The organism is Rhizobium atlanticum (assembly GCF_030182485.1).
Lineage (GTDB): Bacteria > Pseudomonadota > Alphaproteobacteria > Rhizobiales > Rhizobiaceae > Rhizobium.
Genome location: NZ_JAQJCJ010000012.1, coordinates 95,681 through 118,831 on the forward strand (window position 1 = coordinate 95,681; position 23,151 = coordinate 118,831).

The following is a 23,151-nucleotide window of genomic DNA, read 5'->3' on the forward strand; positions in this document are numbered from 1 at the left end:
CTTTAACGCAGCGGATTGGCGATGATGGCGGCCGCCCTGTCTGCAAGACTGACGCGATCGCTCGGATTTTTGTTGCCGGCATCCGGCAGTAGCGCGCGGATCGGCGACGAAGGGCCTTCGTTGAGTGCGGTCAGCGCCACCATGTTGGCGGCGATCGAGGCGATCTCCTCGCGGATCGCGCCATCGCGTCCGGTGACGGATTTTACCTTCTGCAAGCGTTCGGCAAGGGCGGCGCTGCGCTTGCGGACATCCTCGCCTATCTCAGCCGCCACAGCGGCCATGTCGAGCACGGATGTGGTCGTGTCTTCGACTGTCAGTTCCGTCGGTAGTTCCGCAGCTATCTTGGCCAGGCCGGCGTCGCGCAGCACCCGGTTGATCTTGCGGATCTCGGCATTGGCGGCTTTCAACTGCTCCTTCAACTTGGCGATCTCCTGCTGACGGCGGGCGAGCTGCGTTTCCTTCTCGGAGGCGGAAGCACTTTCGCGCGCAGCCTTGTCCTCCAGGCGGATCACCAAATGCTGCTGCTGCGTCAGTTTCTGCTCGACATCCCTAGCCCGCTTCTGCAGCAAGTTGACGTCCTGGCGCAAGGTGTCGCGTTCGTCGCGCAGCGCGTTGGCGCGGAATTTCAGGCTTTCCGCTTCGGTCTCACGCGCGGCGAGATCGATTCTCAGCCCGTCGGCCTGTTCGCTGAGTTTGCTCAGCCGCGTCCGCATTGCCGTCAGTTCGGCCTCCTTGTTGGCGGCGGATTGTTCGGCAATATGCAGATTGGTCTTCAGCTGGCTGATATAGCTCTCATCCTTGCGCAGGTGCGAGCGCTGCTCGGCCGCCTCGACGTGCATCTCGCCGATCTGGGCCTGCAATTCGCCAATCTCGGCGGCGAGCCTGCCGGCATCGACGGCGAGCGCGTCGTGGCGCAGCTGGAGAGACAGGGATTTCTCGCGCTCACGCAGAAGGTCCTGGGTGGTGCGGGCATTTTCGGCGGCATGAAGCGCGCGCACCATATCCTTCTGGGCGCGAACCTCCTGCGGGCTCAGGGGCATTGTCGCCTTCAGGCGGTTCTCGGTATACCAGACAATGCGGCGGTGAACGGCCGGTGAAACCAGAAAGACGAGGAAGGCCGCAGTCAGGAAGCCCAATCCGAACAAGAGAGCGTATTCGATCACGGCGCGACCATCGGTTCGACAGTTAATGCGGGGTCAGCCGCGATGATTAAAGAGGCATGGCACGCATGGCAAGGCCGCCGATGCCGGCGCCTGCCGATTCCTGCCGCTTTACGGCCTCAGAAGGGGTTCCAGGTCGGCGCTTGGGTGATCTTGAGATAACCCACATTGACCCCGAGGCGGGCGCCGACGCCGGTGCGGATCGGCACAACCAGCACGTCATTGTTTTTCAGCACCGTCATGCCGAAGCCGGCGATCACATAGGCCGAGCCGCTGACGCCGCCGAAGCGGGCATAGATGCCGTCGATGGAGGGCAGGTCGTAAACCAGCATCATGACGCGCGAACCCTGGCCGCCGTAATCGATGCCGAGAGACGGGCCCTGCCAGTAGAGCGGATGCTCGCCGGCGTTCTTGGTGTTGAGTTGGCCCTCGCCGTAGGTGAGACCGGCGATGAAGGCGCCGCCGCCTTCCTGCCCGAGAATATAACCGTTCGGCAGGCCGTATTTCTGGAAGGCGCTCTCGACCACCTTGGCAAGGCCGCCACTGGCGGAGCCGAAGAAGGAGTGGCCGGTATCGATGATTTCCTGCATCGTATACTGCCCGTTGTTCTGGGCGGCGGCCGGCGCGGCAATCACCAGCGAGGAGAAGACGAGGGCCGAAAGCAACCTCCAGAAGCCAATGAATCGGTGCGGAAATCGAGGGCGCATGATGTCATCCGTTCGTCGTTTGGCTGGAGCGGGCACCCGCTCGCGTCGATTGCTGCATTTTGCGCCGATGATCTTAACAATCGGTTTACCAAATATGGTGTCATTATGGCACCGAATACGATCGCAAACTTCGCGCAATTTTGATGAAGCATATTTGCGGGCGCGATGAGATTGCCGCCTTTCAGGAGACGATGATGTCCAAGAACCCGAACCTCACCCTGTCCGGCCCGGATCTGGCCGCGCTTCTCTGCAGCCGCGTTTGCCACGACGTCATCTCGCCCGTCGGCGCGATCAACAACGGCCTGGAACTCTTGGATGAAGGTGGCGCTGATTCCGATGCAATGGATCTGATCCGCACCAGTGCGCTCAACGCTTCAGTCCGTTTGAAATTCGCGCGCCTCGCCTTCGGCGCCTCCGGATCCGTCGGGGCCTCGATCGATACCGGCGAGGCCGAGCGGGCCGCGAAGGATTTTGCACTCGCCGAGAAGAAGACCGAGGTGATCTGGAATGGACCGCGTGCCATCGTCGCCAAGAACCGCGTCAAGCTGCTGCTCAACCTCTTCCTCGTCGCCTATTCGGCGATTCCGCGCGGCGGGGTGCTCGAGGTAACGCTCGAAAATCCCGAATTCGACGCCAAGTTCACGCTGACGGCGAAAGGCAAGTTGATGCGTCTGCCGCCGAAATTCGTCGAGATATCGACGGGCACGATCGAGGAAGCGATCGACGCCCATTCGATCCAGCCCTACTACGCCGTGCTTCTGGCCGAGGAGTGCGGAATGACGCTTGACCACAGCGCAAGCCCGGACGAACTGGTGTTTACGGCGACGGTTGCTGCGGTCTGATTTTCGGGTGCAGCAGCATGCACTCGCCCGTCTGGTAACGATTCCTTAGCCTGATGGACCTATTCTCTTAGGTTGTGGAAGGCCCCTCGTTACGACGAATGCGGGGAAAGGAGTAGTCATGCAAAGGTTCATGATCACCGATAATTCGGATATTGTCCGTAAGGTCGGCAAGCGCATTCTCTCCGAACTCGACTTTCTCGTCAGCGAGGCCTCCAATGCCGCCGAGGCGCTGCAGCGCTGCCAGACAGAGTTGCCGGAATACCTGATCGTCGATTCCGGCATGGAAGGTGCGCTCGAGCTCATCGCGGCCATCCGCGCCATGGACGGTGGCAAAGAGGTCAAGATCTATTACTGCGTTATCGAGGCGGATCTAAAGAAGCTGATGGCGGGTAAACGAGCCGGCGCCACCGATTTCCTGCTGAAGCCGTTCGATCGTAAGATCCTAACCGCGGTTTTCGGAAACCGCGCGATTGCTGCCTGACAGCAGCTTTCTTCCCGGCCGCATCGGCAGTCCCTGAGCATAGTGCCGAAAGCGCCGCCGGGCTCCGGCTGACGCTGCGCTTTTCCTGGACATCAGCCTATTCGACCAGATCAAGCGGGCTTCCTCTAATGCGACGGCAGCGCCGGCGGTACAAACGAAAAATCCCGCCGAAAGGGCGGGATTTCATCATCCGATAAGGGGGATCGGAAGATCAAGCGGTTTCCGCATATTCCGTGCCATCCGGCTCGCGAAGAACGTAACCACGGCCCCAAACGGTTTCGATGTAGTTGGCGCCGCCGGCGGCGTTGGCGAGCTTCTTGCGCAGCTTGCAGATGAAGACGTCGATGATCTTAAGTTCCGGCTCGTCCATACCGCCGTAAAGGTGGTTCAGGAACATTTCCTTGGTGAGCGTGGTGCCCTTGCGAAGCGACAGCAGCTCCAGCATCTGATATTCCTTGCCCGTCAGGTGGACGCGCTGGCCTCCGACTTCGACGGTCTTGGCGTCAAGATTGACGATCAACTCGCCGGTCATGATGACCGACTGGGCGTGACCCTTGGAGCGGCGAACGATAGCGTGGATGCGGGCGACCAGTTCGTCCTTGTGGAACGGCTTGGTCATGTAGTCGTCGGCGCCGAAGCCGAGGCCGCGAACCTTGTCCTCGATGCCTGCCATGCCCGACAGAATGAGGATCGGTGTCTTGACCTTGGAAAGCCGGAGAGTGCGGAGCACTTCATATCCGGACATGTCGGGCAGGTTCAGATCGAGAAGGATGATGTCGTAATCATACAGCTTGCCCAGATCGACGCCTTCTTCACCGAGATCGGTGGTGTAAACATTAAAACTCTCTGATTTGAGCATCAATTCGATGCTCTGCGCCGTAGCGCTGTCATCCTCGATGAGAAGTACCCGCATAATTATCCCCTTTACCGCCGCCGAAAGGTGGTCTGGCCCCCAACACGCTACCCGAACAAGCTACGTGATTTGGAAGCTGCCACGAAATGGTTAACAAATTCTAATTCACTCTGGCAAGGAGTATCGAATTTATTAAATAATTTTTCCATTTCTCTGTTTTCCAATAGGAATCTCAAAAAGGCGTTCCTCAACTTTAACATTAGGAAACAGCGCTAAGTGATTCATCCGACTCGCCAATGAAAAGGTTCGAACTTCATGCCGTGGCATTTACCGACCCTTAAATCATCGGGCCTATCATTAACGATGCCCGTAAACGAAAGGTTACCAGCGGTAGGTTTTTGTTAATATCGCAGGAAATTTTTTAGCAAGCCGTGTCAAAGCGGCGCGCAGGGCGGTTTCAAGTTGAGCCGGGGTCTCGCATCACGGGAGTAATGCGTATGAAGTCGCGAGAAAGTCTCGTTCGCCTGAAAGAGTTTCAGGTGAACGAAAAACGACGTCAATTGCAGCAATTGCAGATGATGATGTCCGAATTCGAACGGATGACGAAGGATCTGGAGAGCCAGATCGTCGTCGAGGAAAAGAAGTCCGGTATATCCGACCCGAATCACTTTGCTTATCCGACCTTCGCCAAGGCCGCGCGTCAGCGGGCCGACAACCTGCAGGTTTCAATCAAGGAACTGAAGATGCAGGAAGAGGCGCTGGAATTGGCGCTTGAGGAGATGCAGGCGGAATTTGCAAGGGCGACGGCGCTGGAAGAACGTGACAGCGGCGCCCGCGCCGCCAGGGCCTAAGAGAAAATGCGGGCGCCGGCGTCGGCGCCCCGGGAATCGCCAGAGAGAAGCCATGTATGATGGGCGTGCCGTCCGTCATACATGGCTTTTGGTGTTTCCCCTGTTTTGCGTCCGCACGCCGCCGCTCCACGCGACGACCGCTTCAAGCGTCGCGAATCAGTTCACGACATCTTGCCATTCCGGATGACGTTCTGCCTGCGCCTTGAAGAACGGGCAGACCGGAATGATCTTCCAACCGCCGGCGCGGGCCGCTTCCACCCCGTGAAGCGCCAATGCCTGGCCGACACCCTTGCCACGTAAAGCGTCGGGAACGGCCGTGTGATCGATGATGACGAGCTTCGGCGACGCACGTGAATAGGTCATCTCCGCCTCGTGCCCCTCGACATCCACGGCATAACGGCCGCCGGATGCGCCTTCCTCATTTCGGATATCCATCGTCTTTCCTCGTACACAGATATTTATCGCAGCCGACGGTGACACGGCGGCGCGGTCGTGCCAAGCGGGTGGAACAGTTCCTCAGGGAGACGCAGTGTTCATGAAGAATGTCGGATCGGCGCGAGGTCTTTGGGAATGAGCGCGCTTTCGATCGTCCGCCCTGCTCCTCTCGTAGCAGCGCCGTTCCTCCTGGCGCTCGGTCTGATCTTGCCGCTGGTCCGTTTCGAGACGCTGTACTTCTTCGATCAGACTCCGTCGCTCATCGAAGTCGTCGTCTCGCTCTGGCAAGGCGGAGATAGGCTGCTGGCGCTGATCGTCGCGCTGGTCTCGATCGTGCTTCCGTTTCTGAAGATGATCGGGATTGCGGCGGAAGCGACGGCTGCCGGCAGCGGGGCCGGGAGCCTCTTCTATCGTCGCGTCGTGCCGCATCTGTCCAAGTGGTCAATGATGGACGTGTTGCTGGTCGCGATCGTCATTGCTGCGGCGAAGACAACGGGGTTGGCGGATGCCTTCACGCAGCCCGGCCTCTGGTGCTACGCGGCCTCGTCAATGATTTCGGGCCTTCTTCATTCCCTGATGGGAGATGCGTCCGGCCCGAAATAAGTGGCGACGAATGGCGCGTGATCAGTGGCGATACTGCTGGATGCGGGTGGTGCGCAGCCCGGCGAGGCCGTGGCTGTTGATCGACGACTGCCAGGAAAGGAATTCTTCGACCGTGAGCGTGTAACGCTCGCAGGCCTCTTCCAAGCTCAACAGGCCACCGCGAACAGCCGCGACAACCTCTGCCTTGCGGCGGATTACCCAGCGCCGCGTATTGGGCGGCGGAAGGTCCGCGATGGTCAGGGGGCTGCCATCGGGGCCGATGACATATTTCACTCGGGGACGTATCATTTCGGTCATTGGACTCTCTACACAACGCAAGACCACGAGCGCCACTCTAGCCTGCCACATTTAAAAATTGCCTAAGCCCAACGTAAGACTTTGATAACAAATTTACGTGCCAGAGTGGCCGGTGAACGAGCGAAAAAAATCCTGCCGGCTCTCACGAGCACGTCGATCTCTTCTATGGCATCAGACCGGTGACGCCGATGAAGCGTACGGTTCCGCCGATCTTCTGCGAGGATGGATCGATTGCGGGCGGTGCTGCCGATCAGGAAAATTGCCGCCTCGACGCGCTCTTCCAGGTGTCCGGCCTGAACATCCCTTCGCATTGCACGACACTCACCGGAAGCAAGTACATTTTCGCTACTCGGGCGGCGATGTGGGCACGGGAGCACTCTGTGGCAATGCGCTATGGCTGCGTGAGATTCTGGACCGCCTCTCACTAACCGCAATCCGGAAGATGGCTCGCCGGAAACGTCCAGCCGGCGCCAGCTCGAAGAGCTGCGTTGTCAGCGAAACGCACGAGCAGCGATGAGATTACGATCATTCTCGATCTCTCGTCGGACGCCGTGGATGGTTATCTGAAGAGCGCGATGTCCAAGCCATATACGGTCAACCGCACGCAGGAGATCGCCAGAACGGCACCGGCCGCCCTGAGGCAGCCGGTGCCGTTCTCACAAAAAGCTTAGAAGCCTTTTCCGCCGGTCAGTTCGGATACGACGGTCCCGGCGATAATGCGCATATCCATCAAAATCGAGAAATTCCCGACATAATAAAGATCACAAGCGATGCGGGCGCGCGCCTTGGCGGGACGATCGGTCGGACCGCGCAGGCCACGCATCTGGGCAAGACCGGTCATGCCGGGGCGCATCGCGTGGCGCTGATGATATTCGGGTACGAGCTCTTCATAGAGCATGCCGCCGGCGCGCATGCCGATTGCATGGCAGCGAGGACCGACGACCGACATGTCGCCCAACAGCACGTTCAACAGCTGCGGCAACTCATCGATATTCGTGCGGCGCAGAATAGCGCCGATGCGGGTGATGCGCGGGTCGTTCTTCACCGTCTGGGCAACGCCCGAGACATCGCAAAGATCGGTGCGCATTGAACGGAACTTGTAGACCTTGATGGCCTTGCAGTTCTTACCCCAGCGGGTCTGCTTGAACAGCACCGGTCCCGGGCTGTCGAGCTTGATCAGCAGGGCTATAAGGAGAAGGAAAGGAGCGAGGACGAGGAGGGCGCTCAACGACGAAACTATGTCGAACGCCCGCTTCAGGGCGAGGTCCATCCACGGCGCCTGGGAGGCATCGCTATGGATAACAGGGCTCTGAATCTTCAAGCTCGGCTGCTGGCGGCGGCTCGGCCGGAAGGAATCAGTCGAAATGGTGTTGTTTAATTCCGTGATGCTCAAGGATCGTACTCTGTTGTCTTCGAGGGGCGCGGCGGCAATAGGCGATCAATGGTTTGCCCTGTGACCAGGGCTGCACTCAGGTGTTGGTAACCCTACTAAAACGGAAAAATGCGACAATTGTGTAATGGTGTCCAGAGAAATATCGCATCGCAACAAATCTTTCGCACCTGCGTTAAGTTGAGGCAAGCTCATGATATTTCGTTAAGAATTACAATTTCGTCAAGGTTTCTAGGCCTTTGGCCATGGCTTCCATGGGGCTGTCCTCGTGTTGTTTCGACACGCGACCGACGGTTGGCTGACCGCTTTTTTAACGAATTCCGACGTGAATTTTTTTGCCGGATATGTTCGGCCGTTCTCAAACTGTGTCAGAATATGACAAAATCAAGGCCGAATCGACAAGCTCCAAACTGTGAGCGATGGAGAGTTAAGCCGGCCGGGAATCACGCGACCGCCCCGGCCAAATCACTTCCCAGTTTGTGCGAGGGTGTGCTGTGCGATCGAACGCGGTAGGGAATGCCGCGGCAGGCGCAGAACATCATAAAGGGCGGCATCGCGCTATCACGGCATTTGCCGAATGCCTGGATGGTCACGCGGGTTCGAGGACGCGTTTCCTGCCGCCCCAGGAGATGAAGTTCGGGTTTGCAAAGTCGAAATCGGCCGCCGCCCCCGTCTTGCCATAGGTCAGCAGCGCCCCGTCGAGCGTCACTGTCGACCCTCCGGCCGCGCGCAGCACCGCGTCGCCGGCCGCGGTGTCCCACTCCATCGTGCGGGTGAAGCGTGGATAGACGTCGGCCTTGCCTTCCGCCAACAGGCAGAATTTCAGCGAAGAGCCGATATTGGTGCATTTGGAGATCGCATGATCGGCGAGGAAGGTTCCTGTCTCCGGGCTGTTGTGACGAAGGCTTGCAAGTGCCAGCCGATCGTCCGGCTGCTCGCGCACGGCAATTGCGGTGCGTGCCCCAATGGTGAAGTCCTCGGTGACATCAAGCCTTTCGGCACGGCCGCGTTCTCCTGAGAAGGCGAGCCCGAGCGCCGGCGCGTAGACGATCCCGGCGACCGGGGCGCCGTTCTCGATATAGGCGATGTTGACGGTGAATTCCTGCCGTCCGTCGACGAATTCACGGGTGCCGTCGAGCGGGTCGACGAGGAAGAAGCCCCGGCCGCTGATGTCGGGCACGTTGCCAGCGGCAACCGACTCTTCCGCCACGACGGGTATGTCGGGATAATCCCTGGAGAGATGGGCCAGGATGATGCGTTCGGCCTCCTCGTCGGCAACCGTAACCGGACTTGCGTCCGCCTTCATGGCGATGGGAAAGCCTTCGCGCAAAACCGCGATGATGGCCTTGCCGGCTTCGAGCGCCGCCTTTTCAAATGTGGTCAGCATTGTCCTTTGCCGTTCGCCGCACCGCGAGCGCCCGCTGTCGCTCGTCGTCAACCATCCCTGTCGCACCAGATATCGATATGGTGGTTCTCGCCGCGCCCCGCACCCCCGATAACGCAGATAGTTGATGCTACCATAAGTTCACGCAGCTGTCAGGCGAGGATGGCGGCATTTGCATGTGAAAAACCATTCGCAAAAACTGCGGGCTCAAGGGTTGAATTTGCGCTTTCTTCCAGCCTTGCGGAATGGCTTACGCGGGAAGCGACGCAGGAAATCGAAGGCGCGCTTGCCGGATGGTTAAGCCGGCAGAGGATTTTGGCTAAAAATGGGTCGGGCTTTGCCGATTTTCTGTGGATTCTGGCTCAAAATGCGCCATTTAGGCCTGTTCGAACAAGAATCTGCTGGAGTAGACCCTTTTTGTCTTCACATTTTCAACGAAACCGGTATGGATGCGGCCTATGAGGTTCCTTGAACGAGGAGCCGAATAACCAAAAAGAGATGCAGCATCTTCGGCTCGCATCCAGGGGAAAACGACATATGGAGTATTTCGTCCAGCAGCTCTTCAATGGGCTGACGCTCGGATCCATCTATGGCCTCGTGGCTATCGGCTATACGATGGTTTATGGCATTATCGGCATGATCAATTTCGCCCATGGCGACATCTTCATGCTCGGTGGTTTCGCCGCTCTTATCGTCTTTCTCGTCCTTACATCCATCTTCGCAGGTCTCCCGGTGGCAATTTTGCTGCTGGCCATGCTTGTCGTTGCGATGCTGATGACGAGCTTGTGGAATTGGACGATCGAGCGTGTTGCCTACCGTCCGCTGCGCGGATCCTTCCGCCTTGCACCGTTGATCACCGCAATCGGCATGTCGATCGTGCTGTCCAACTTCATCCAGGTGACGCAGGGACCGCGCAACAAGCCGATCCCGCCGATGGTGAGCTCGGTTTACCAGTTCGGCAACATCTCGGTGTCGCTGAAGCAGATCATCATCATCCTGATCACGGCGGTGCTGCTGACCGTCTTCTGGTATATCGTCAATCATACAGCGCTTGGCCGCGCCCAGCGCGCCACGGAGCAGGATCGCAAGATGGCGGCGCTGCTCGGGGTCAATGTCGACCAGACGATCTCGATCACTTTCGTCATGGGGGCGGCGCTGGCTGCCGTCGCCGGGACGATGTATCTGATGTATTATGGCGTCGCTTCGTTCGCCGATGGTTTCACGCCGGGTGTGAAGGCATTTACCGCAGCCGTTCTCGGCGGCATCGGCTCGTTGCCGGGCGCCGTTCTCGGCGGGTTGATGATCGGCCTGATCGAATCGCTGTGGTCGGCCTATTTCACCATCGCGTATAAGGATGTGGCGACCTTCGCCATCCTCGCTTTCGTGCTGATCTTCAAGCCGACGGGCATCCTCGGACGGCCGGAAGTCGAGAAGGTATAACGTCATGCCAAACATCGAGAATTCTGCAGGCAAGCCCGATGCCGGACTTGTCCGCAAAGGTCTTATCGAAGCCCTTTTCGCCGCCGTCCTGTCGCTCGGCATGTTTGTTCTTTATGTCGGTCTGAAGACCGATCAGAACATCAATAACGAGCTGATCATCATCCAGCGCTGGGGTCTGCTGGCGATTTTCGTCGCCATCGCGGCGATCGGCCGTTTCGCCATGGTCGTTTTCATCAAGCCGAATATCGACCGCCGCAAATTGCGGAAGGCGCGGGAGGGCGATCTCGACATTTCGACCGAGAAGAGCTTCTTCCATCGGCATTTCCTGAAGATCGCGCTGATTGCGCTGCTGCTCTATCCGATGGTGATCGTGGCGGCAGTCGGCGCTCAGGGCTCATTGAAATGGGTCGACAATTTCGGCATCCAGATCCTGATCTACGTGATGCTCGCCTGGGGGCTGAACATCGTCGTCGGCCTCGCGGGCCTTCTCGATCTCGGCTATGTCGCCTTCTATGCGGTCGGCGCCTATTCCTATGCTCTGCTGTCGAGCTATTTCGGCCTGTCCTTCTGGTTGCTCCTGCCGCTTTCCGGCATCCTGGCCGCGCTCTGGGGCGTCATTCTCGGCTTCCCGGTGCTGCGTCTGCGCGGCGACTATCTCGCCATCGTCACGCTCGCCTTCGGTGAAATCATCCGCCTCGTGCTGATCAACTGGACCGACGTGACCAAGGGAACCTTCGGTATCTCAAGCATTCCAAAGGCGACGCTCTTCGGCATTCCCTTCGATGCGACGGCCGGCGGCTTTGCCAAGCTCTTTCACCTGCCGATGTCTTCCGCCTACTACAAGATTTTCCTCTTTTACCTGATCCTGGCGCTGTGCATGTTGACGGCTTACGTCACCATCCGCCTGCGGCGCATGCCGATCGGGCGTGCCTGGGAAGCGCTGCGTGAAGACGAGATCGCTTGTCGTTCGCTCGGCATCAATACGGTGACGACCAAGCTGACGGCGTTCGCGACCGGAGCCATGTTCGGCGGCTTCGCGGGTTCGTTCTTCGCCGCTCGCCAGGGCTTCGTCTCGCCGGAATCCTTCATCTTCCTGGAATCGGCCGTCGTTCTCGCCATCGTCGTTCTCGGCGGCATGGGCTCGCTGACCGGCATTGCGATCGCCGCGATCGTCATGGTGGGCGGTACCGAAGCGTTGCGCGAAATGGATTTCCTGAAAGCAGTCTTCGGGCCCGACTTCACGCCGGAACTCTACCGCATGCTGCTCTTCGGTCTCGCAATGGTGGTCGTCATGCTGTTCAAACCGCGCGGTTTCGTCGGATCGCGTGAACCAACCGCCTTCCTCAAGACACGCAAGGCCGTATCCGGAAGCTTCACCAAGGAGGGCCACGGTTGATGAGCCCCGTCACCAATACGATGTCGAGCGACACGCTTCTCAAGGTCGAGCACCTGTCGATGAAGTTCGGCGGCCTGATGGCCATCAACGACTTCTCCTTCGAGGCCAAGCGCGGCGACATCACCGCGTTGATCGGTCCGAACGGCGCCGGCAAGACCACCGTCTTCAACTGCATCACCGGCTTCTATAAGCCGACGATGGGGATGATCACGCTTAATCAGAGAAGCGGCAAGCAGTACCTGCTGGAGCGTCTCCCGGACTTTCGTATCACCAAGGAAGCCAAGGTGGCGCGCACCTTCCAGAACATCCGGCTGTTTTCCGGCCTGACGGTTCTGGAAAATCTGCTCGTCGCCCAGCACAACAAGCTGATGCAGGCGTCGGGTTATACCATTCTCGGCCTCATCGGCATCGGCCCTTATCGGCGAGAAGCCGCCGCAGCCGTCGAGTTGGCGCGTCATTGGCTTGAAAAGGCCGATCTGATAGAGCGTGCAGACGATCCGGCAGGCGATCTGCCTTACGGCGCCCAGCGCCGTCTCGAGATCGCACGTGCAATGTGCACGGGCCCGGAATTGCTCTGCCTGGACGAACCGGCCGCAGGCCTCAACCCACGCGAATCCGCTAAGCTCAACGAGCTTCTGCAGGGCATTCGCGCCGATACCGGAACCTCCATTCTCCTTATCGAGCATGACATGTCTGTGGTTATGGAAATCTCCGATCACGTCGTCGTCCTCGAATATGGCCAGAAGATTTCCGACGGCACGCCGGATCATGTGAAGCACGATCCAAAGGTCATTGCGGCCTATCTCGGCGTCGAGGATGAAGAAGTGGAAGAGGTGATCGCAACCGTCGAGCAGCTCGAAGGAGGCGCAAACTGATGGGCGATGCAGTCATGACGGGTCAACCGCTTCTTCAGGTGAATGGCGTCGAAACTTATTACGGCAATATCCGCGCGCTGGCCGGCATCGATGTCGAGGTCAACAAGGGCGAGATCGTCAGTCTGATCGGCGCGAATGGCGCCGGAAAGTCGACACTGATGATGACGATCTGCGGCAGCCCCCAGGCCCGTAAGGGATCGGTCGTCTTCGAGGGTCGCGAGATCACCCGTATGCCGACCCATGAAATCGCACGCCTGCGCATCGCCCAGTCGCCGGAAGGGCGTCGCATCTTCCCGCGCATGACGGTCACGGAAAACCTCCAGATGGGCGCGGGTCTCGACAATCTCAAATATTTTGCTGAGGACGTCGAGAAGATCTTCACGCTCTTCCCGCGTCTCAAGGAACGCCATGCCCAGCGCGGCGGCACGCTTTCGGGCGGCGAGCAGCAGATGCTGTCGATCGGCCGCGCGCTGATGGCGCGTCCGAAGCTCTTGCTGCTCGACGAACCTTCGCTCGGCCTGGCGCCGCTGATCGTTAAGGGGATTTTCGAAGCGATCCGGAAGCTCAACGAGCAGGAAGGCCTCACCGTGTTCCTCGTCGAGCAGAACGCATTCGCGGCACTGAGGCTTTCGCACCGCGCTTATGTGATGGTGAACGGCAAGGTGACGATGAGCGGCTCCGGCAAGGAACTGCTCGCCAATCCGGAAGTCCGCGCCGCCTATCTCGAAGGCGGAAGACACTAGTCGAAGGGAGAGTTTAACATGCAGGGACTTTTCTTCGAAAGTGACGACGGCGTTCGCGTTGTCATTCGCGCCCTCGTGGTTCTGATCGGTTTCTGGACGGCCTGGCGAGCCGGCAAGGCGGTTGCTGACGGCTGGAACAATTATCCACTGGCCGTCGTCTACACCTTCCTCCTTGCATGGGCGATGCAGTTTCTACACCACGCCCTGTTCAATGGGCCGATGCTCAGCGCCCTCTACTATGGCATCGACTTCGTGACCTTGCTTGTCTTCTCGACGGCGGGCTTTCGCTTTCGCCGTACCAATCAGATGGTCAACAACTATTACTGGCTGTACGAAAAAACTTCCGCGTTTTCGTGGAAGGACAAACATTGACAGTCCGTTGAAACTAGGCATGAATTGCCTTCAGAGCGGAACAGCTTTCCTGGCGCAGTCTATGGTGGGTAATGCGTCGGGCCTTGGACCGGAACCCGCCCAAAAATTGGGAGTAACAATATGAAGAAGTCTCTTCTGTCGGCAGTGGCTCTGACGGCGATGGTCGCCTTCAGCGGCAACGCTTGGGCCGACGTCCTCATCGCTGTCGCTGGTCCGCTGACCGGCCCGAACGCCGCTTTTGGCGCTCAGCTTCAGAAGGGTGCCGAGCAGGCAGCCGCCGACATCAACGCTGCTGGCGGCATCAATGGCGAGCAGATCAAGATCGAGCTCGGCGACGACGTTTCCGACCCGAAGCAGGGCATTTCGGTCGCCAATAAATTCGTTGCCGACGGCGTCAAGTTCGTCATCGGCCACTTCAACTCGGGCGTTTCAATCCCGGCTTCGGAAGTCTATGCCGAAAACGGCATCCTCGAAATCACCCCGGCCGCGACGAACCCGAAGTTCACGGAACGGGGCCTCTGGAACACGTTCCGCACCTGCGGCCGTGACGACCAGCAGGGCGCCATCGCCGGCAAGTATCTCGCCGACCACTTCAAGGACGCCAAGATCGCCGTCATTCACGACAAGACCCCATACGGTCAGGGCCTTGCAGACGAAACCAAGAAGGCGATGAATGCCGCCGGCCTGACGGAAGTCATGTACGAAGGCATCAACGTCGGCGACAAGGACTTCTCGGCCCTCATCGCCAAGATGAAGGAAGCCGGCGTCTCGATCATCTATTGGGGCGGTCTGCACACCGAAGCCGGTCTCATCATCCGTCAGGCCGCAGACCAGGGCCTGAAGGCAACGCTGGTTTCCGGTGACGGCATCGTTTCGAACGAGCTGGCCTCGATCGCTGGTGACGCTGTCGCCGGTACCCTGAACACCTTCGGCCCCGATCCGACGCTGAACCCGGCGAACAAGGAGCTCGTCGAAAAGTTCAAGGCTGCTGGTTTCAACCCGGAAGCCTATACGCTCTACTCCTACGCTGCGATGCAGGCAATTGCCGGCGCTGCCAAGGCTGCCGGTTCGGTGGACCCTGAAGCCGTTGCCACGGCCATGAAGGAAAAGGGTCCGTTCCCGACGGTGCTCGGCGACATTTCGTTCGACGAAAAGGGCGACCCGAAGATTCCTGGCTACATCATGTACGAATGGAAGAAGGGCGCGGACGGCAAGTACACCTACGTCCCGCAGGAGACCAAGTAAGCTTAGCTTCGTCTCTAGGAATATGATCATTGAAGCCCGGTTCACCGGGCTTCTTTTTTGGCGGCGCTTCATCCACCGGGCGGTCAGCCGGTGAAGCGGCGCCGGCTTGGCCGGATGGAGAAAGTGGTACTGCTGCCGCTTGTCAGCGGTGCGGTGGAGGAGACGTGATCCACGGAACGCCTTCCGCTATCCATCACATCTCATGCAGCACATGCGTCGCCTTCACGGCGGCCGATGCGCGGTTCTCTACCCCGAGTTTCACGTATATCTGTTCGAGGTGCTTATTCACGGTGCGCGCCGACAAACCCAGTATTTCGCCGATGTCACGGTTGGCCTTGCCCTTGGCGATCCAGAGCAGCACTTCGGATTCTCGTTGGGTGAGCGAAAAACGCTGGCGCAGCATCTCGTCGTCGCTACGGTGGCTGGCGGCGGTGAGGCGGAAGAGATATTCATCCGAGCCGATCGCGCCGAGGAAGGCAAGCTGCAGCGCTGCCTGGCCGGCCTGGGTGATTGAGATGATGCCGTCTCGTCCCGCGCCTGCGCGGTCGCGCATCCAGCCGGCAATATGACGGACGACGATCTCCATGCCGTCGTCACTGCCCATGGCGGCATTGACGAGCCGCGTTGCCTGCGGCGTCGACCAGTGGATCGCACCATCGCCCTTGACCGCCAGCAGGTGACGGCCGGCAGCGTCCAGCGCAACGCGGGCGCTCTGGGCCGAGCGGGCATTGCGCAGATGGACGCGGATGCGGGCGCGCAGTTCGTCGATGTTGATCGGTTTGGTGAGGTAATCGACGCCGCCGGATTCCAACGCGTGCACGACATGCTCGGTCTCCGTCAGGCCGGTCATGAAAATCACCGGCACCTGGCCGACGGCGGCATTTGCCTTCAGCCTGCGGCAGGTCTCAAAGCCATCCATCACAGGCATCACAGCGTCGAGCAGAATCAGATCAGGCGTGATGCGCTCGACGATGCCAAGCGCTGCCGTGCCCGAGGTGGCGATGAGAACGGAGAAGCCGGACTGTTCGAGCGCATCCGTCAGGAAACCGAGTGCCTCCGGCGAGTCGTCGACCAGCAAAACGATGTCGCGGGGGAGGGCCGGCTCAGCCAATGGATTCCACCTTTTCGTCGAAGTCGTGCAGGAAGGACATGAAGCCGGCCAGATCGAAGGCAGCCACATAGGGTCGAAGAGCCTCCGTGAATGGCCGATTTGCCTCCACCTTGGCAAGGTCCGAAAGCTTGGCTTCGATGCCCTTGATGTAACCGATCTCGCCGAGCCGTAGCAATTCCTGCACATGGGTTGCACCCGGACCTAGCAGCTGCGCCTCGATCTTTGCAGGAGCGGCGGGCGCGTCATCGGCATAGACCCAATTCAGGCCAAGATGCAGGGCAAGCTTGTCACGCAGTTGGCGAATGTCAATCGGTTTGCCGATAGCGTCATTGTGGCTGTCGTCGCTGTCGCTCAGAACCGTCGCATCGCCAATATTGGCCGAAAGCATCAGCATCGGTGCCGTCTGGCCAGCCTCACGCAGACGCGAGACGAGCTGCCAGCCGCTCATGCCGGGCATCAGTATATCGACGAGGAACAGATCGGGCTGGATGCCGTCGATCAGTGTCAGACACTCGGCGCCGCCTGCCGCCGTCAGCACGATGAAATCGAGCGGCGCCAGGATTTCACGCATCATCTCGCGGTGATCCTCATTATCGTCGACGACGACGATGGTGCGGCGCGGACCGTCGTAACCGACGATGCGTTTTTCCTGCGGCGGCGCGGCGGCGCGCATGACGGCGGACAGCATGAGCCGCACACGGAATGTCGAACCTTCGTCCTTGACGCTGGATACCGCAATCTCGCCGCCGAGCGTGTTGGTCAGAAGCCGGGTGATGGTGAGGCCGAGGCCGAGGCCAGGCATCGGCCGCACGCTGTCTGCCTCGCCCCGCTGGAAAGGTTCGTAGATGCGTGTCAGGTCTTTTTCGGCAATGCCGCGGCCGGTATCGGTGACGGTGAAGGTCGCGACCTGGCTGCGATAGGCGACATCGAAGGCGACGCTGCCTTCGTCGGTGAACTTGATGGCATTGGAGAGCAGGTTGACGAGGATCTGGCGCAGGCGCTTTTCGTCGGTGCGGACGAATTGCGGCAAAACAGGCGAACGGTCATGTAGAAAGACAAGTCCCTTGGCCTGCGCCTGCGGGCGGAACAGCTCGACGATCTGGTCGAGGAAGTCATGGATATTGATCTCGTTGGAATAGACCTGTAGGCGGCCGGCCTCGATCTTCGAAATATCGAGCAGACCGTCGATCAGCCCCGAGAGATGTTCGGCGCTGCGGCGGATGAGCTTGATCGAGGATTGGCGCGGCGCCGGGATCGTTTCGTCGCGTTCGAGGATCTGGGCATAGCCGAGCACGGCGTTCAAAGGTGTGCGCAGCTCGTGGCTGAGGCCGACGACATAGCGGCTCTTGGCGCGGTTGGCGGCCTCGGCCGTCTCCTTGGCGTTCTGAAGGGCCGCATCGGTTTTCTTGTGGGCGGCGATTTCTTTGAGCAGCAGCGTGTTCTGGCGCGAGGATTCCTCCTCGGCGACGACGCGACTATCATGGGCGAGCACATAGAACCAGCAGACGACGCCTGATATCACCGAGAAGACGAAGAAGACGATCAGAATGGTGCGATTGACCACCTCTGCCGTCTCCGGCGAGGCGGAGGCGACCTGATGGGCGATCATCGCCAGGATCGCGCCGATGGCGGTCAGCGCCAGCGCCACGGCGATGCCGTAGCGGCCAAGGCGTGTCGTCAGCTTGCCCAGAACGCTCTCCGGCAGCAGCGTCCTCGCGACGGTTCCGACCTGTGCGTTGAAACGCGCGGCCGGCTTGCACATGTCGTGGCACCGGCTGTCAAGCGAACAGCAGAGCGAGCAGATAGGGGCTGCATAGGCCGGGCACCAGGCCATATCCTCCGGCTCGAAGGGATGCTCGCAGACAGAGCAGGTGATGCTAGTCAGATTCTTCCAGCTCTGGCGCGGCTTGCGGGCGAGATAGAACTTGCCCCTGGTCGCCCAGGCAATGGCAGGCGAGGCAGACAGCGCGATGACGAGGGTGATATAGGGAGCAAGCGACGCGGCCATCTCGCCGAAAGCGCCAAAGTGCGCGATCAGCGATATCGTCGCCGACAGCGTCATGGCGCCGAGGCCGACCGGGTTGATGTCGTAGAGATGGGCGCGCTTGAACTCGATGCCGGCAGGCGCGAGCCCCAGCGGCTTGTTGATGAAGAGATCGGCGGAGATCGTGCAGAGCCAGGCCATCGCGATGATCGAGAAGATGCCGAGCGTCTCCTCCAGCAGCCGGTAGATGCCGAGTTCCATCAACAGCAGGGCGATCGCAACATTGAAGACAAGCCAAATAACGCGGCCGGGATGGCTGTGGGTCAGCCGGGAGAAGAAATTCGACCAGGCGAGCGAGCCGGCATAGGCGTTCATCACGTTGATCTTGAGCTGCGAGACGACAACGAAGGCGGCCATAAGCAGCAGCGCAGCATTGTGCCAGGGAACCATGTAGCCGAAGGCGGTGAGGTACATCTGCGCGGGATCGGCGGCGCGGTCGAGGGGAACGCCGGAAGTGAAGGTGAGCACGACCAGGAAGGAGCCGGCAAGCAGCTTCGGCGCGCCGATGATAACCCAGCCGGGTCCGGCAAGGAAGACGGCTAGGCGATGGCGCCATTTGCGCTGCAGCGCCGGCGGCAGGAAGCGGAGGAAATCGGCCTGCTCGCCGATCTGCGACATCAGCGCCAGAATGACGGCGGAGGCGGCGCCGAACTCCATCAGATCGAAGTCGGCGATGGTACCGGGCGGGCCGGAAGCGTGGCGGATGCCGGAAAAGGCGCGCCAGAGATCGAATTTCTCCCAGTCCATGAAGGCGATGAAGATGAAGGGCAGGATGTTCAGCACGATCCAGAAGGGCTGGGTGATCAGCTGGAACTTGCTGATCAGCCGCACGCCGTGCGTCACTAGCGGGATCACCATGACGGCGCTGATGAGGTAGCCGATCCAGAGCGGAATGCCGAGGGTGAGCTCCAGGGCCCCGGACATGATCGAGGCCTCTATCGCAAACAGCATGAAGGTGAAGCTCGCATAAATCAGCGAGGTGATGGTCGAGCCGATGTAGCCGAAGCCGGCGCCGCGCGTCAGAAGATCGATGTCGACGCCATGGCGGATGGCGTAGCGGCTGATCGGCAGGCCGATTGCCAGCATGACGATCGAGGCGACGATGATGGCGTAGAAGGCGTTGGTGGTGCCGTAGGAGAGGGTGATCGCCCCGCCGATCGCTTCGAGCGCCAGGAAGGAGATCGCGCCGATTGCCGTCTGCGAGATGCGCTCAGACGAAAAATGGCGGGCGCTCTTTGCGGTGAAGCGCAGCGCATAGTCTTCAAGCGTCTGGTTGGCGACCCAGCGATTATATTCGCGTCTCACCGGAATGATGCGTTGGCGCGCTGTCATGCCCTCTTTCCGGCACTCTCGTTGGGCTCATCGTTTCCACGGCAGTTTTGGCGGGATGGACGGGAAAGGCAAGGGGTGCGCACTGGCGGATTTGCAGAACAGTCATATTTTTGAAACGGCTCTGTCACATATCCGCTCTAACCCTGCCGCCACTCGTTAAACCATTTCGGGTATACTCATGTCTGTTTCAAAACTTTGCCGCCTGAGCACCGCTCTCGTCAGCCTTCTTTCGGTCGTGCCCTCGCTTGCCGCCGCTGAGCAAGCCACAAGTGCGAAAGCGCCCTATGCCGAGACCGGAAACACCAACAAGCGCGGTGACGCTTGCTTCTCGACGGCCGACACCAACGCCGCCGTCCATCTTCTCTCCGGCTTCCTCGAAGTATGGACCCCGCGCACTCCTTTTGTCGATGCCGGTGTGGAAGCCGCAGCCAAGGACAATTGCCCTGCAGTCGCGAAGACAGATTGGGACGGCATTCCCTTCAGCAAGACCGACGGCCAGATCGTCAACAGGCCGGTCCATGATGCTAATATCGGCTATGTCGTGAAGGCGACGCAGGCGCGAACGGCCGAGCAGGCGGTGGCCGCCTATCTTGACGATCGGCGCGGCAAGAATGCCAGCATCGTCGATGGTCTCGGTCCGCTGACGGATGCCTGGAAGGCCGGTTCCAAGCAGATCACCACGATCACTGAGGTGGCGGCCGACGCGACGACGGTCAAATATGACGACAAGGGCAACAATCGCGGCGCCGGCAGCAAAGCGGATACGGAAAACAAGACCGACGCCAACCCGGACATGGGCCTCGCCATCGACTTCATCAATGCCGCAAGCGGCGATGGCTCGACGGAGCCCGCCAAGCGCTATTTCAAATATGCCCGTCCCTATCGCTGGAGCCCGGACGTCTCGGTCGTCCCGACACTCGAGCCCGCCAAAAGCAGCAAGCCGGTCGAGGACGGTGGCTTCCCCAGCGGACATACGGCGGAAGCCTGGCGGGATGCGCTCGCCATGGCCTATTTGGTGCCGCAGCGATTCCAGGAAATGATCGCCCGCGCCAGCGAAATGGGTGAAGACCGCATCCTTGCAGGCATGCACTCTCTGCTCGACGTGATGGGCGGCCGCATGCTCGGCACCGCCACTGTCGTCTATAACCTGAACAAGTCCGACAATTCAGCGCTGAAGAGCGCTGCCTACGCCCAGGCGCAGTCATGGCTGATCGCCAAGTCGGGTGTTGCGGATGCGGGCGCGCTCGAAGTCGCCGCCCATGCGGCGCCGCTTTCGGCGGACCGTTTCGCCGATCACGAAGCCAATCGTGCCTATGTGCTGCAGCGCCTGAGCTATGGGCTGCCGACGATCCATGCGACCGATCAGCCGGCCCGCGTGCCGGAGGGCGCCGAAGCGCTTCTGGAAACCCGCCTGCCCTATCTTGATGGTGAACAGCGCCGCGAGGTGCTTGGTACAACGGAAATCGCCTCGGGCTATCCGCTGCTCGATGACGCGGAAGGCTATGGCCGCCTCAACCTGTTTGCCGCCGCCGACGGTTACGGCGCCTTCGAACAGGACGTGACCGTGACGATGGATGCGGCAAAGGGCGGCTTCAATGCGATCGATACCTGGCGCAACGACATCGGCGGCAAGGGCAGACTGGTGAAGCGCGGCAGCGGCATTCTCGATCTTTCCGGCGCCAACAGCTATGCCGGCGGCACCGTGCTGGAAGAGGGCGTGCTGGTTGCCGGCTCTCCCTCGGCCCTCGGCGCCGGCGGGTTGATGGTCAATGGCGGTTCGCTCATTGTGGCCGCCGACAAGCCCTTAGCCGTGGGCGGCGACTATCAGCAGCTCGCCAGTGCGACGGCGAAGCCGACGCTCGGCGCGAATGGCGCCGGCACGCTGGTCGTTGCAGGCAAGGCGGCGCTTGCCGGCGATCTTGACGTGGCGCTCGCCCATGGCTTTGCGCCGGCGCCTGGAACGAAGATCGAAATCCTGAAGGCTGCCGCCATTAACGGCACCTTCGGCAAGTTCACCATCTCCGGCCACAGGGCGACCCTGTCTTACGGCCCGAGCTCGGTCACCTTGACGATCGACGGCTAATATCGAACCGACCGGGCACCCCTGCGGCGGGGATGCCCTCCTCGTCATGACTGCGCATTCGACCCCTGCGCCTACGTCATTTTGCGTATGTGTTTTTGCGCTGCAGCACCCGATAGTCCTCTCGGCAACAGTTAACTCCGTTTCCGGCCTGTTGCGGAACAAGAGAGGGGATCAACCATATGAATCTCAAATCCACGATTACGGGTGCCGCGCTCGGCGCCATTATGACAGCGTCGGCTGCCTTCAGCAGCGCGATTGCCGCCGACGATACGATCAAGGTCGGCGTGCTGCATTCGCTCTCGGGCACGATGGCAATTTCCGAAACCACGCTGAAAGACGCCATGCTGATGCTCATCGACGAGCAGAACAAGAAGGGCGGCCTTCTCGGCAAGAAGCTCGAAGCTGTCGTCGTCGATCCGGCGTCCGATTGGCCGCTCTTTGCCGAAAAGGCGCGTGAGCTGATCGAAAAGGACAAGGTCGCCGCGGTCTTCGGTTGCTGGACGTCGTCCTCGCGCAAGTCGGTGCTGCCGGTTTTCGAAGAGCTGAACTCGCTGCTCTTCTACCCTGTGCAGTATGAAGGCGAGGAATCCTCGCGCAACATCTTCTACACGGGTGCGGCTCCGAACCAGCAGGCGATCCCGGCTGTCGACTATCTGATGAAGACCGAAGGCGTGAAGCGCTTCGTGCTCGAAGGCACCGACTATGTCTATCCGCGCACGACCAACAAGATCCTGGCAGCGTATCTCGAATCCAAGGGCATTCCGAAGGAAGACATTCTCGTCAACTACACGCCGTTCGGCTTCTCCGACTGGCAGACCGAGGTCGCCAAGATCAAGGAATTCGGCTCGGCCGGCAAGAAGACCGCCGTGGTCTCCACGATCAATGGCGATGCCAACGTGCCGTTCTACAAGGAGCTCGGCAACCAGGGCATCAAGGCGACCGACATTCCGGTTGTCGCCTTCTCGGTCGGCGAAGAAGAGCTTGCCGGCCTCGACACCAAGCCGCTCGTCGGCCATCTCGCTGCCTGGAACTACTTCGAGTCGGTGGAAAGCCCCGCCAACAAGAAGTTCATCAAGGAATGGCACGCCTTCACAAAGAACGACAAGCGTGTGACGAACGATCCGATGGAGGCCGCCTATATCGGCTTCAACGCGTGGGTGAAGGCCGTCGAGGCCGCCGGCACCACCAATACCGATGCCGTTCTCGATAACATCATCGGCGTGACCGTTCCGAACCTCTCCGGCGGCTATGCCACCGTCATGCCCAACCACCACATCACCAAGCCGGTGCTGATTGGTGAAATCCAGGCCAACGGCCAGTTCGAAATCGTCCAGCAAACGCCCGCTGTCGTCGGCGACGAATGGTCGGACTATCTGCCGGACTCCAAGGACCTGATCTCTGATTGGCGCAAGCCGTTGAACTGCGGCAACTTCAACGTTGCCACCGGCAAGTGCGGCGGCAAGGGCTCCTGAGGAGACCCATCCGCTGATAGCCTGAAGACTTCCGT

22 protein-coding genes are annotated in these 23,151 nt (G+C 60.0%); 13 read left to right on the forward strand and 9 right to left on the reverse strand.

The features are described 5' to 3' along the window. Window positions 1-2: 2 nt before the first annotated feature. Both PH551_RS18370 and PH551_RS18375 read right to left on the reverse strand, forming a co-directional pair. Window positions 3-1,163: a coiled-coil domain-containing protein gene (locus PH551_RS18370; protein ID WP_285194134.1), complete on the reverse strand. Its 1,161-nt coding sequence runs from the start codon at window positions 1,161-1,163 to the stop codon at window positions 3-5. 116 nt (window positions 1,164-1,279) lie between these two features. Then, a complete protein-coding gene (locus PH551_RS18375; protein WP_285194135.1) occupies window positions 1,280-1,867 on the reverse strand; it encodes a DUF1134 domain-containing protein in 588 nt (195 codons plus the stop codon). Between the two features lie 194 nt (window positions 1,868-2,061). Here PH551_RS18375 and chpT point away from each other — a divergent pair, with 194 nt between their 5' ends. Continuing rightward, complete coding sequence (chpT, locus tag PH551_RS18380; RefSeq protein ID WP_085780171.1) at window positions 2,062-2,709, forward strand: histidine phosphotransferase ChpT; 648 nt, start codon at window positions 2,062-2,064, stop codon at window positions 2,707-2,709. Window positions 2,710-2,827: 118 nt separating this feature from the next. Continuing rightward, the gene (locus PH551_RS18385) at window positions 2,828-3,190 is read left to right on the forward strand and encodes a response regulator (RefSeq protein ID WP_285194137.1); all 363 of its coding nucleotides are present in this window, start codon (window positions 2,828-2,830) and stop codon (window positions 3,188-3,190) included. A gap of 211 nt (window positions 3,191-3,401) precedes the next feature. Here PH551_RS18385 and ctrA read toward each other — a convergent pair whose 3' ends face one another. Next, the gene (gene ctrA, locus PH551_RS18390) at window positions 3,402-4,103 is read right to left on the reverse strand and encodes a response regulator transcription factor CtrA (RefSeq protein WP_007533606.1); all 702 of its coding nucleotides are present in this window, start codon (window positions 4,101-4,103) and stop codon (window positions 3,402-3,404) included. A gap of 437 nt (window positions 4,104-4,540) precedes the next feature. Here ctrA and PH551_RS18395 point away from each other — a divergent pair, with 437 nt between their 5' ends. Then, entirely contained in the window at window positions 4,541-4,894 is a 354-nt protein-coding gene (locus PH551_RS18395; protein WP_085779199.1) for a flagellar export protein FliJ, read from the forward strand. A gap of 156 nt (window positions 4,895-5,050) precedes the next feature. On the opposite strand, the gene PH551_RS18400 is transcribed toward PH551_RS18395, so the two are convergent. Then, a complete protein-coding gene (locus tag PH551_RS18400; RefSeq protein WP_285194143.1) occupies window positions 5,051-5,329 on the reverse strand; it encodes a GNAT family N-acetyltransferase in 279 nt (92 codons plus the stop codon). 135 nt (window positions 5,330-5,464) lie between these two features. On the opposite strand from PH551_RS18400, the gene PH551_RS18405 reads away from it, so the two are divergent. Next, complete coding sequence (locus PH551_RS18405; RefSeq protein WP_285194144.1) at window positions 5,465-5,932, forward strand: paraquat-inducible protein A; 468 nt, start codon at window positions 5,465-5,467, stop codon at window positions 5,930-5,932. A 21-nt stretch (window positions 5,933-5,953) separates the two neighbouring features. On the opposite strand, the gene sciP is transcribed toward PH551_RS18405, so the two are convergent. Beyond that, on the reverse strand, window positions 5,954-6,229 hold the full coding sequence (sciP, locus tag PH551_RS18410) for a CtrA inhibitor SciP (RefSeq protein ID WP_007533628.1): 276 nt from the start codon (window positions 6,227-6,229) through the stop codon (window positions 5,954-5,956). Window positions 6,230-6,717: 488 nt separating this feature from the next. On the opposite strand from sciP, the gene PH551_RS18415 reads away from it, so the two are divergent. After that, window positions 6,718-6,900 (forward strand): hypothetical protein, encoded by a 183-nt coding sequence (locus PH551_RS18415; RefSeq protein WP_285194276.1) that lies wholly within the window; start codon window positions 6,718-6,720, stop codon window positions 6,898-6,900. Here PH551_RS18415 and PH551_RS18420 read toward each other — a convergent pair. Together PH551_RS18420 and cysQ are read right to left on the reverse strand one after the other, a co-directional pair. Further along, entirely contained in the window at window positions 6,897-7,622 is a 726-nt protein-coding gene (locus tag PH551_RS18420) for a sugar transferase (RefSeq protein ID WP_285194277.1), read from the reverse strand. The genes PH551_RS18415 and PH551_RS18420 overlap by 4 nt on opposite strands. Window positions 7,623-8,208: 586 nt before the next feature. After that, a complete protein-coding gene (cysQ, locus tag PH551_RS18425; RefSeq protein WP_285194278.1) occupies window positions 8,209-9,006 on the reverse strand; it encodes a 3'(2'),5'-bisphosphate nucleotidase CysQ in 798 nt (265 codons plus the stop codon). A 534-nt stretch (window positions 9,007-9,540) separates the two neighbouring features. Between cysQ and PH551_RS18430 the strand changes: the two genes are divergently transcribed. From PH551_RS18430 to PH551_RS18455, 6 genes are all read left to right on the forward strand, one after another. After that, complete coding sequence (locus PH551_RS18430) at window positions 9,541-10,443, forward strand: branched-chain amino acid ABC transporter permease (RefSeq protein ID WP_064811172.1); 903 nt, start codon at window positions 9,541-9,543, stop codon at window positions 10,441-10,443. A gap of 4 nt (window positions 10,444-10,447) precedes the next feature. Beyond that, window positions 10,448-11,839 (forward strand): high-affinity branched-chain amino acid ABC transporter permease LivM, encoded by a 1,392-nt coding sequence (gene livM / locus PH551_RS18435; protein ID WP_285194279.1) that lies wholly within the window; start codon window positions 10,448-10,450, stop codon window positions 11,837-11,839. Continuing rightward, on the forward strand, window positions 11,839-12,714 hold the full coding sequence (locus PH551_RS18440; RefSeq protein WP_064804536.1) for an ABC transporter ATP-binding protein: 876 nt from the start codon (window positions 11,839-11,841) through the stop codon (window positions 12,712-12,714). The genes livM and PH551_RS18440 overlap by 1 nt, the downstream gene beginning before the upstream one ends. Beyond that, window positions 12,714-13,457, forward strand: coding sequence for an ABC transporter ATP-binding protein (locus tag PH551_RS18445; protein WP_285194280.1), 744 nt, complete (start codon window positions 12,714-12,716; stop codon window positions 13,455-13,457). The genes PH551_RS18440 and PH551_RS18445 overlap by 1 nt, the downstream gene beginning before the upstream one ends. Before the next feature lie 18 nt (window positions 13,458-13,475). Beyond that, window positions 13,476-13,829, forward strand: coding sequence for a DUF6867 family protein (locus PH551_RS18450; protein WP_085779192.1), 354 nt, complete (start codon window positions 13,476-13,478; stop codon window positions 13,827-13,829). Window positions 13,830-13,949: 120 nt separating this feature from the next. Continuing rightward, window positions 13,950-15,074, forward strand: coding sequence for a branched-chain amino acid ABC transporter substrate-binding protein (locus PH551_RS18455; RefSeq protein ID WP_085779191.1), 1,125 nt, complete (start codon window positions 13,950-13,952; stop codon window positions 15,072-15,074). A gap of 193 nt (window positions 15,075-15,267) precedes the next feature. On the opposite strand, the gene PH551_RS18460 is transcribed toward PH551_RS18455, so the two are convergent. After that, complete coding sequence (locus PH551_RS18460; RefSeq protein ID WP_285194281.1) at window positions 15,268-16,185, reverse strand: response regulator; 918 nt, start codon at window positions 16,183-16,185, stop codon at window positions 15,268-15,270. After that, window positions 16,178-19,561 (reverse strand): hybrid sensor histidine kinase/response regulator, encoded by a 3,384-nt coding sequence (locus tag PH551_RS18465; RefSeq protein ID WP_285194282.1) that lies wholly within the window; start codon window positions 19,559-19,561, stop codon window positions 16,178-16,180. The genes PH551_RS18460 and PH551_RS18465 overlap by 8 nt, the downstream gene beginning before the upstream one ends. Before the next feature lie 178 nt (window positions 19,562-19,739). Here PH551_RS18465 and PH551_RS18470 point away from each other — a divergent pair, with 178 nt between their 5' ends. Both PH551_RS18470 and urtA read left to right on the forward strand, forming a co-directional pair. Next, window positions 19,740-21,644 (forward strand): acid phosphatase, encoded by a 1,905-nt coding sequence (locus tag PH551_RS18470; RefSeq protein WP_285194283.1) that lies wholly within the window; start codon window positions 19,740-19,742, stop codon window positions 21,642-21,644. Window positions 21,645-21,823: 179 nt separating this feature from the next. Continuing rightward, window positions 21,824-23,116, forward strand: coding sequence for an urea ABC transporter substrate-binding protein (urtA, locus tag PH551_RS18475; protein WP_097600669.1), 1,293 nt, complete (start codon window positions 21,824-21,826; stop codon window positions 23,114-23,116). Window positions 23,117-23,151 lie beyond the last annotated feature (35 nt).

Coding starts and splice junctions, on each gene's coding strand:
- PH551_RS18375 (WP_285194135.1), bottom strand. CDS start 1,867: ATGCGCCCTCGATTTCCGCACCGATTCATTGGCTTCTGGAGGTTGCTT.
- chpT (WP_085780171.1), top strand. CDS start 2,062: ATGTCCAAGAACCCGAACCTCACCCTGTCCGGCCCGGATCTGGCCGCG.
- PH551_RS18385 (WP_285194137.1), top strand. CDS start 2,828: ATGCAAAGGTTCATGATCACCGATAATTCGGATATTGTCCGTAAGGTC.
- ctrA (WP_007533606.1), bottom strand. CDS start 4,103: ATGCGGGTACTTCTCATCGAGGATGACAGCGCTACGGCGCAGAGCATC.
- PH551_RS18395 (WP_085779199.1), top strand. CDS start 4,541: ATGAAGTCGCGAGAAAGTCTCGTTCGCCTGAAAGAGTTTCAGGTGAAC.
- PH551_RS18400 (WP_285194143.1), bottom strand. CDS start 5,329: ATGGATATCCGAAATGAGGAAGGCGCATCCGGCGGCCGTTATGCCGTG.
- PH551_RS18405 (WP_285194144.1), top strand. CDS start 5,465: ATGAGCGCGCTTTCGATCGTCCGCCCTGCTCCTCTCGTAGCAGCGCCG.
- sciP (WP_007533628.1), bottom strand. CDS start 6,229: ATGACCGAAATGATACGTCCCCGAGTGAAATATGTCATCGGCCCCGAT.
- cysQ (WP_285194278.1), bottom strand. CDS start 9,006: ATGCTGACCACATTTGAAAAGGCGGCGCTCGAAGCCGGCAAGGCCATC.
- PH551_RS18430 (WP_064811172.1), top strand. CDS start 9,541: ATGGAGTATTTCGTCCAGCAGCTCTTCAATGGGCTGACGCTCGGATCC.
- livM (WP_285194279.1), top strand. CDS start 10,448: ATGCCAAACATCGAGAATTCTGCAGGCAAGCCCGATGCCGGACTTGTC.
- PH551_RS18440 (WP_064804536.1), top strand. CDS start 11,839: ATGAGCCCCGTCACCAATACGATGTCGAGCGACACGCTTCTCAAGGTC.
- PH551_RS18445 (WP_285194280.1), top strand. CDS start 12,714: ATGGGCGATGCAGTCATGACGGGTCAACCGCTTCTTCAGGTGAATGGC.
- PH551_RS18450 (WP_085779192.1), top strand. CDS start 13,476: ATGCAGGGACTTTTCTTCGAAAGTGACGACGGCGTTCGCGTTGTCATT.
- PH551_RS18455 (WP_085779191.1), top strand. CDS start 13,950: ATGAAGAAGTCTCTTCTGTCGGCAGTGGCTCTGACGGCGATGGTCGCC.
- PH551_RS18465 (WP_285194282.1), bottom strand. CDS start 19,561: ATGACAGCGCGCCAACGCATCATTCCGGTGAGACGCGAATATAATCGC.
- PH551_RS18470 (WP_285194283.1), top strand. CDS start 19,740: ATGTCTGTTTCAAAACTTTGCCGCCTGAGCACCGCTCTCGTCAGCCTT.
- urtA (WP_097600669.1), top strand. CDS start 21,824: ATGAATCTCAAATCCACGATTACGGGTGCCGCGCTCGGCGCCATTATG.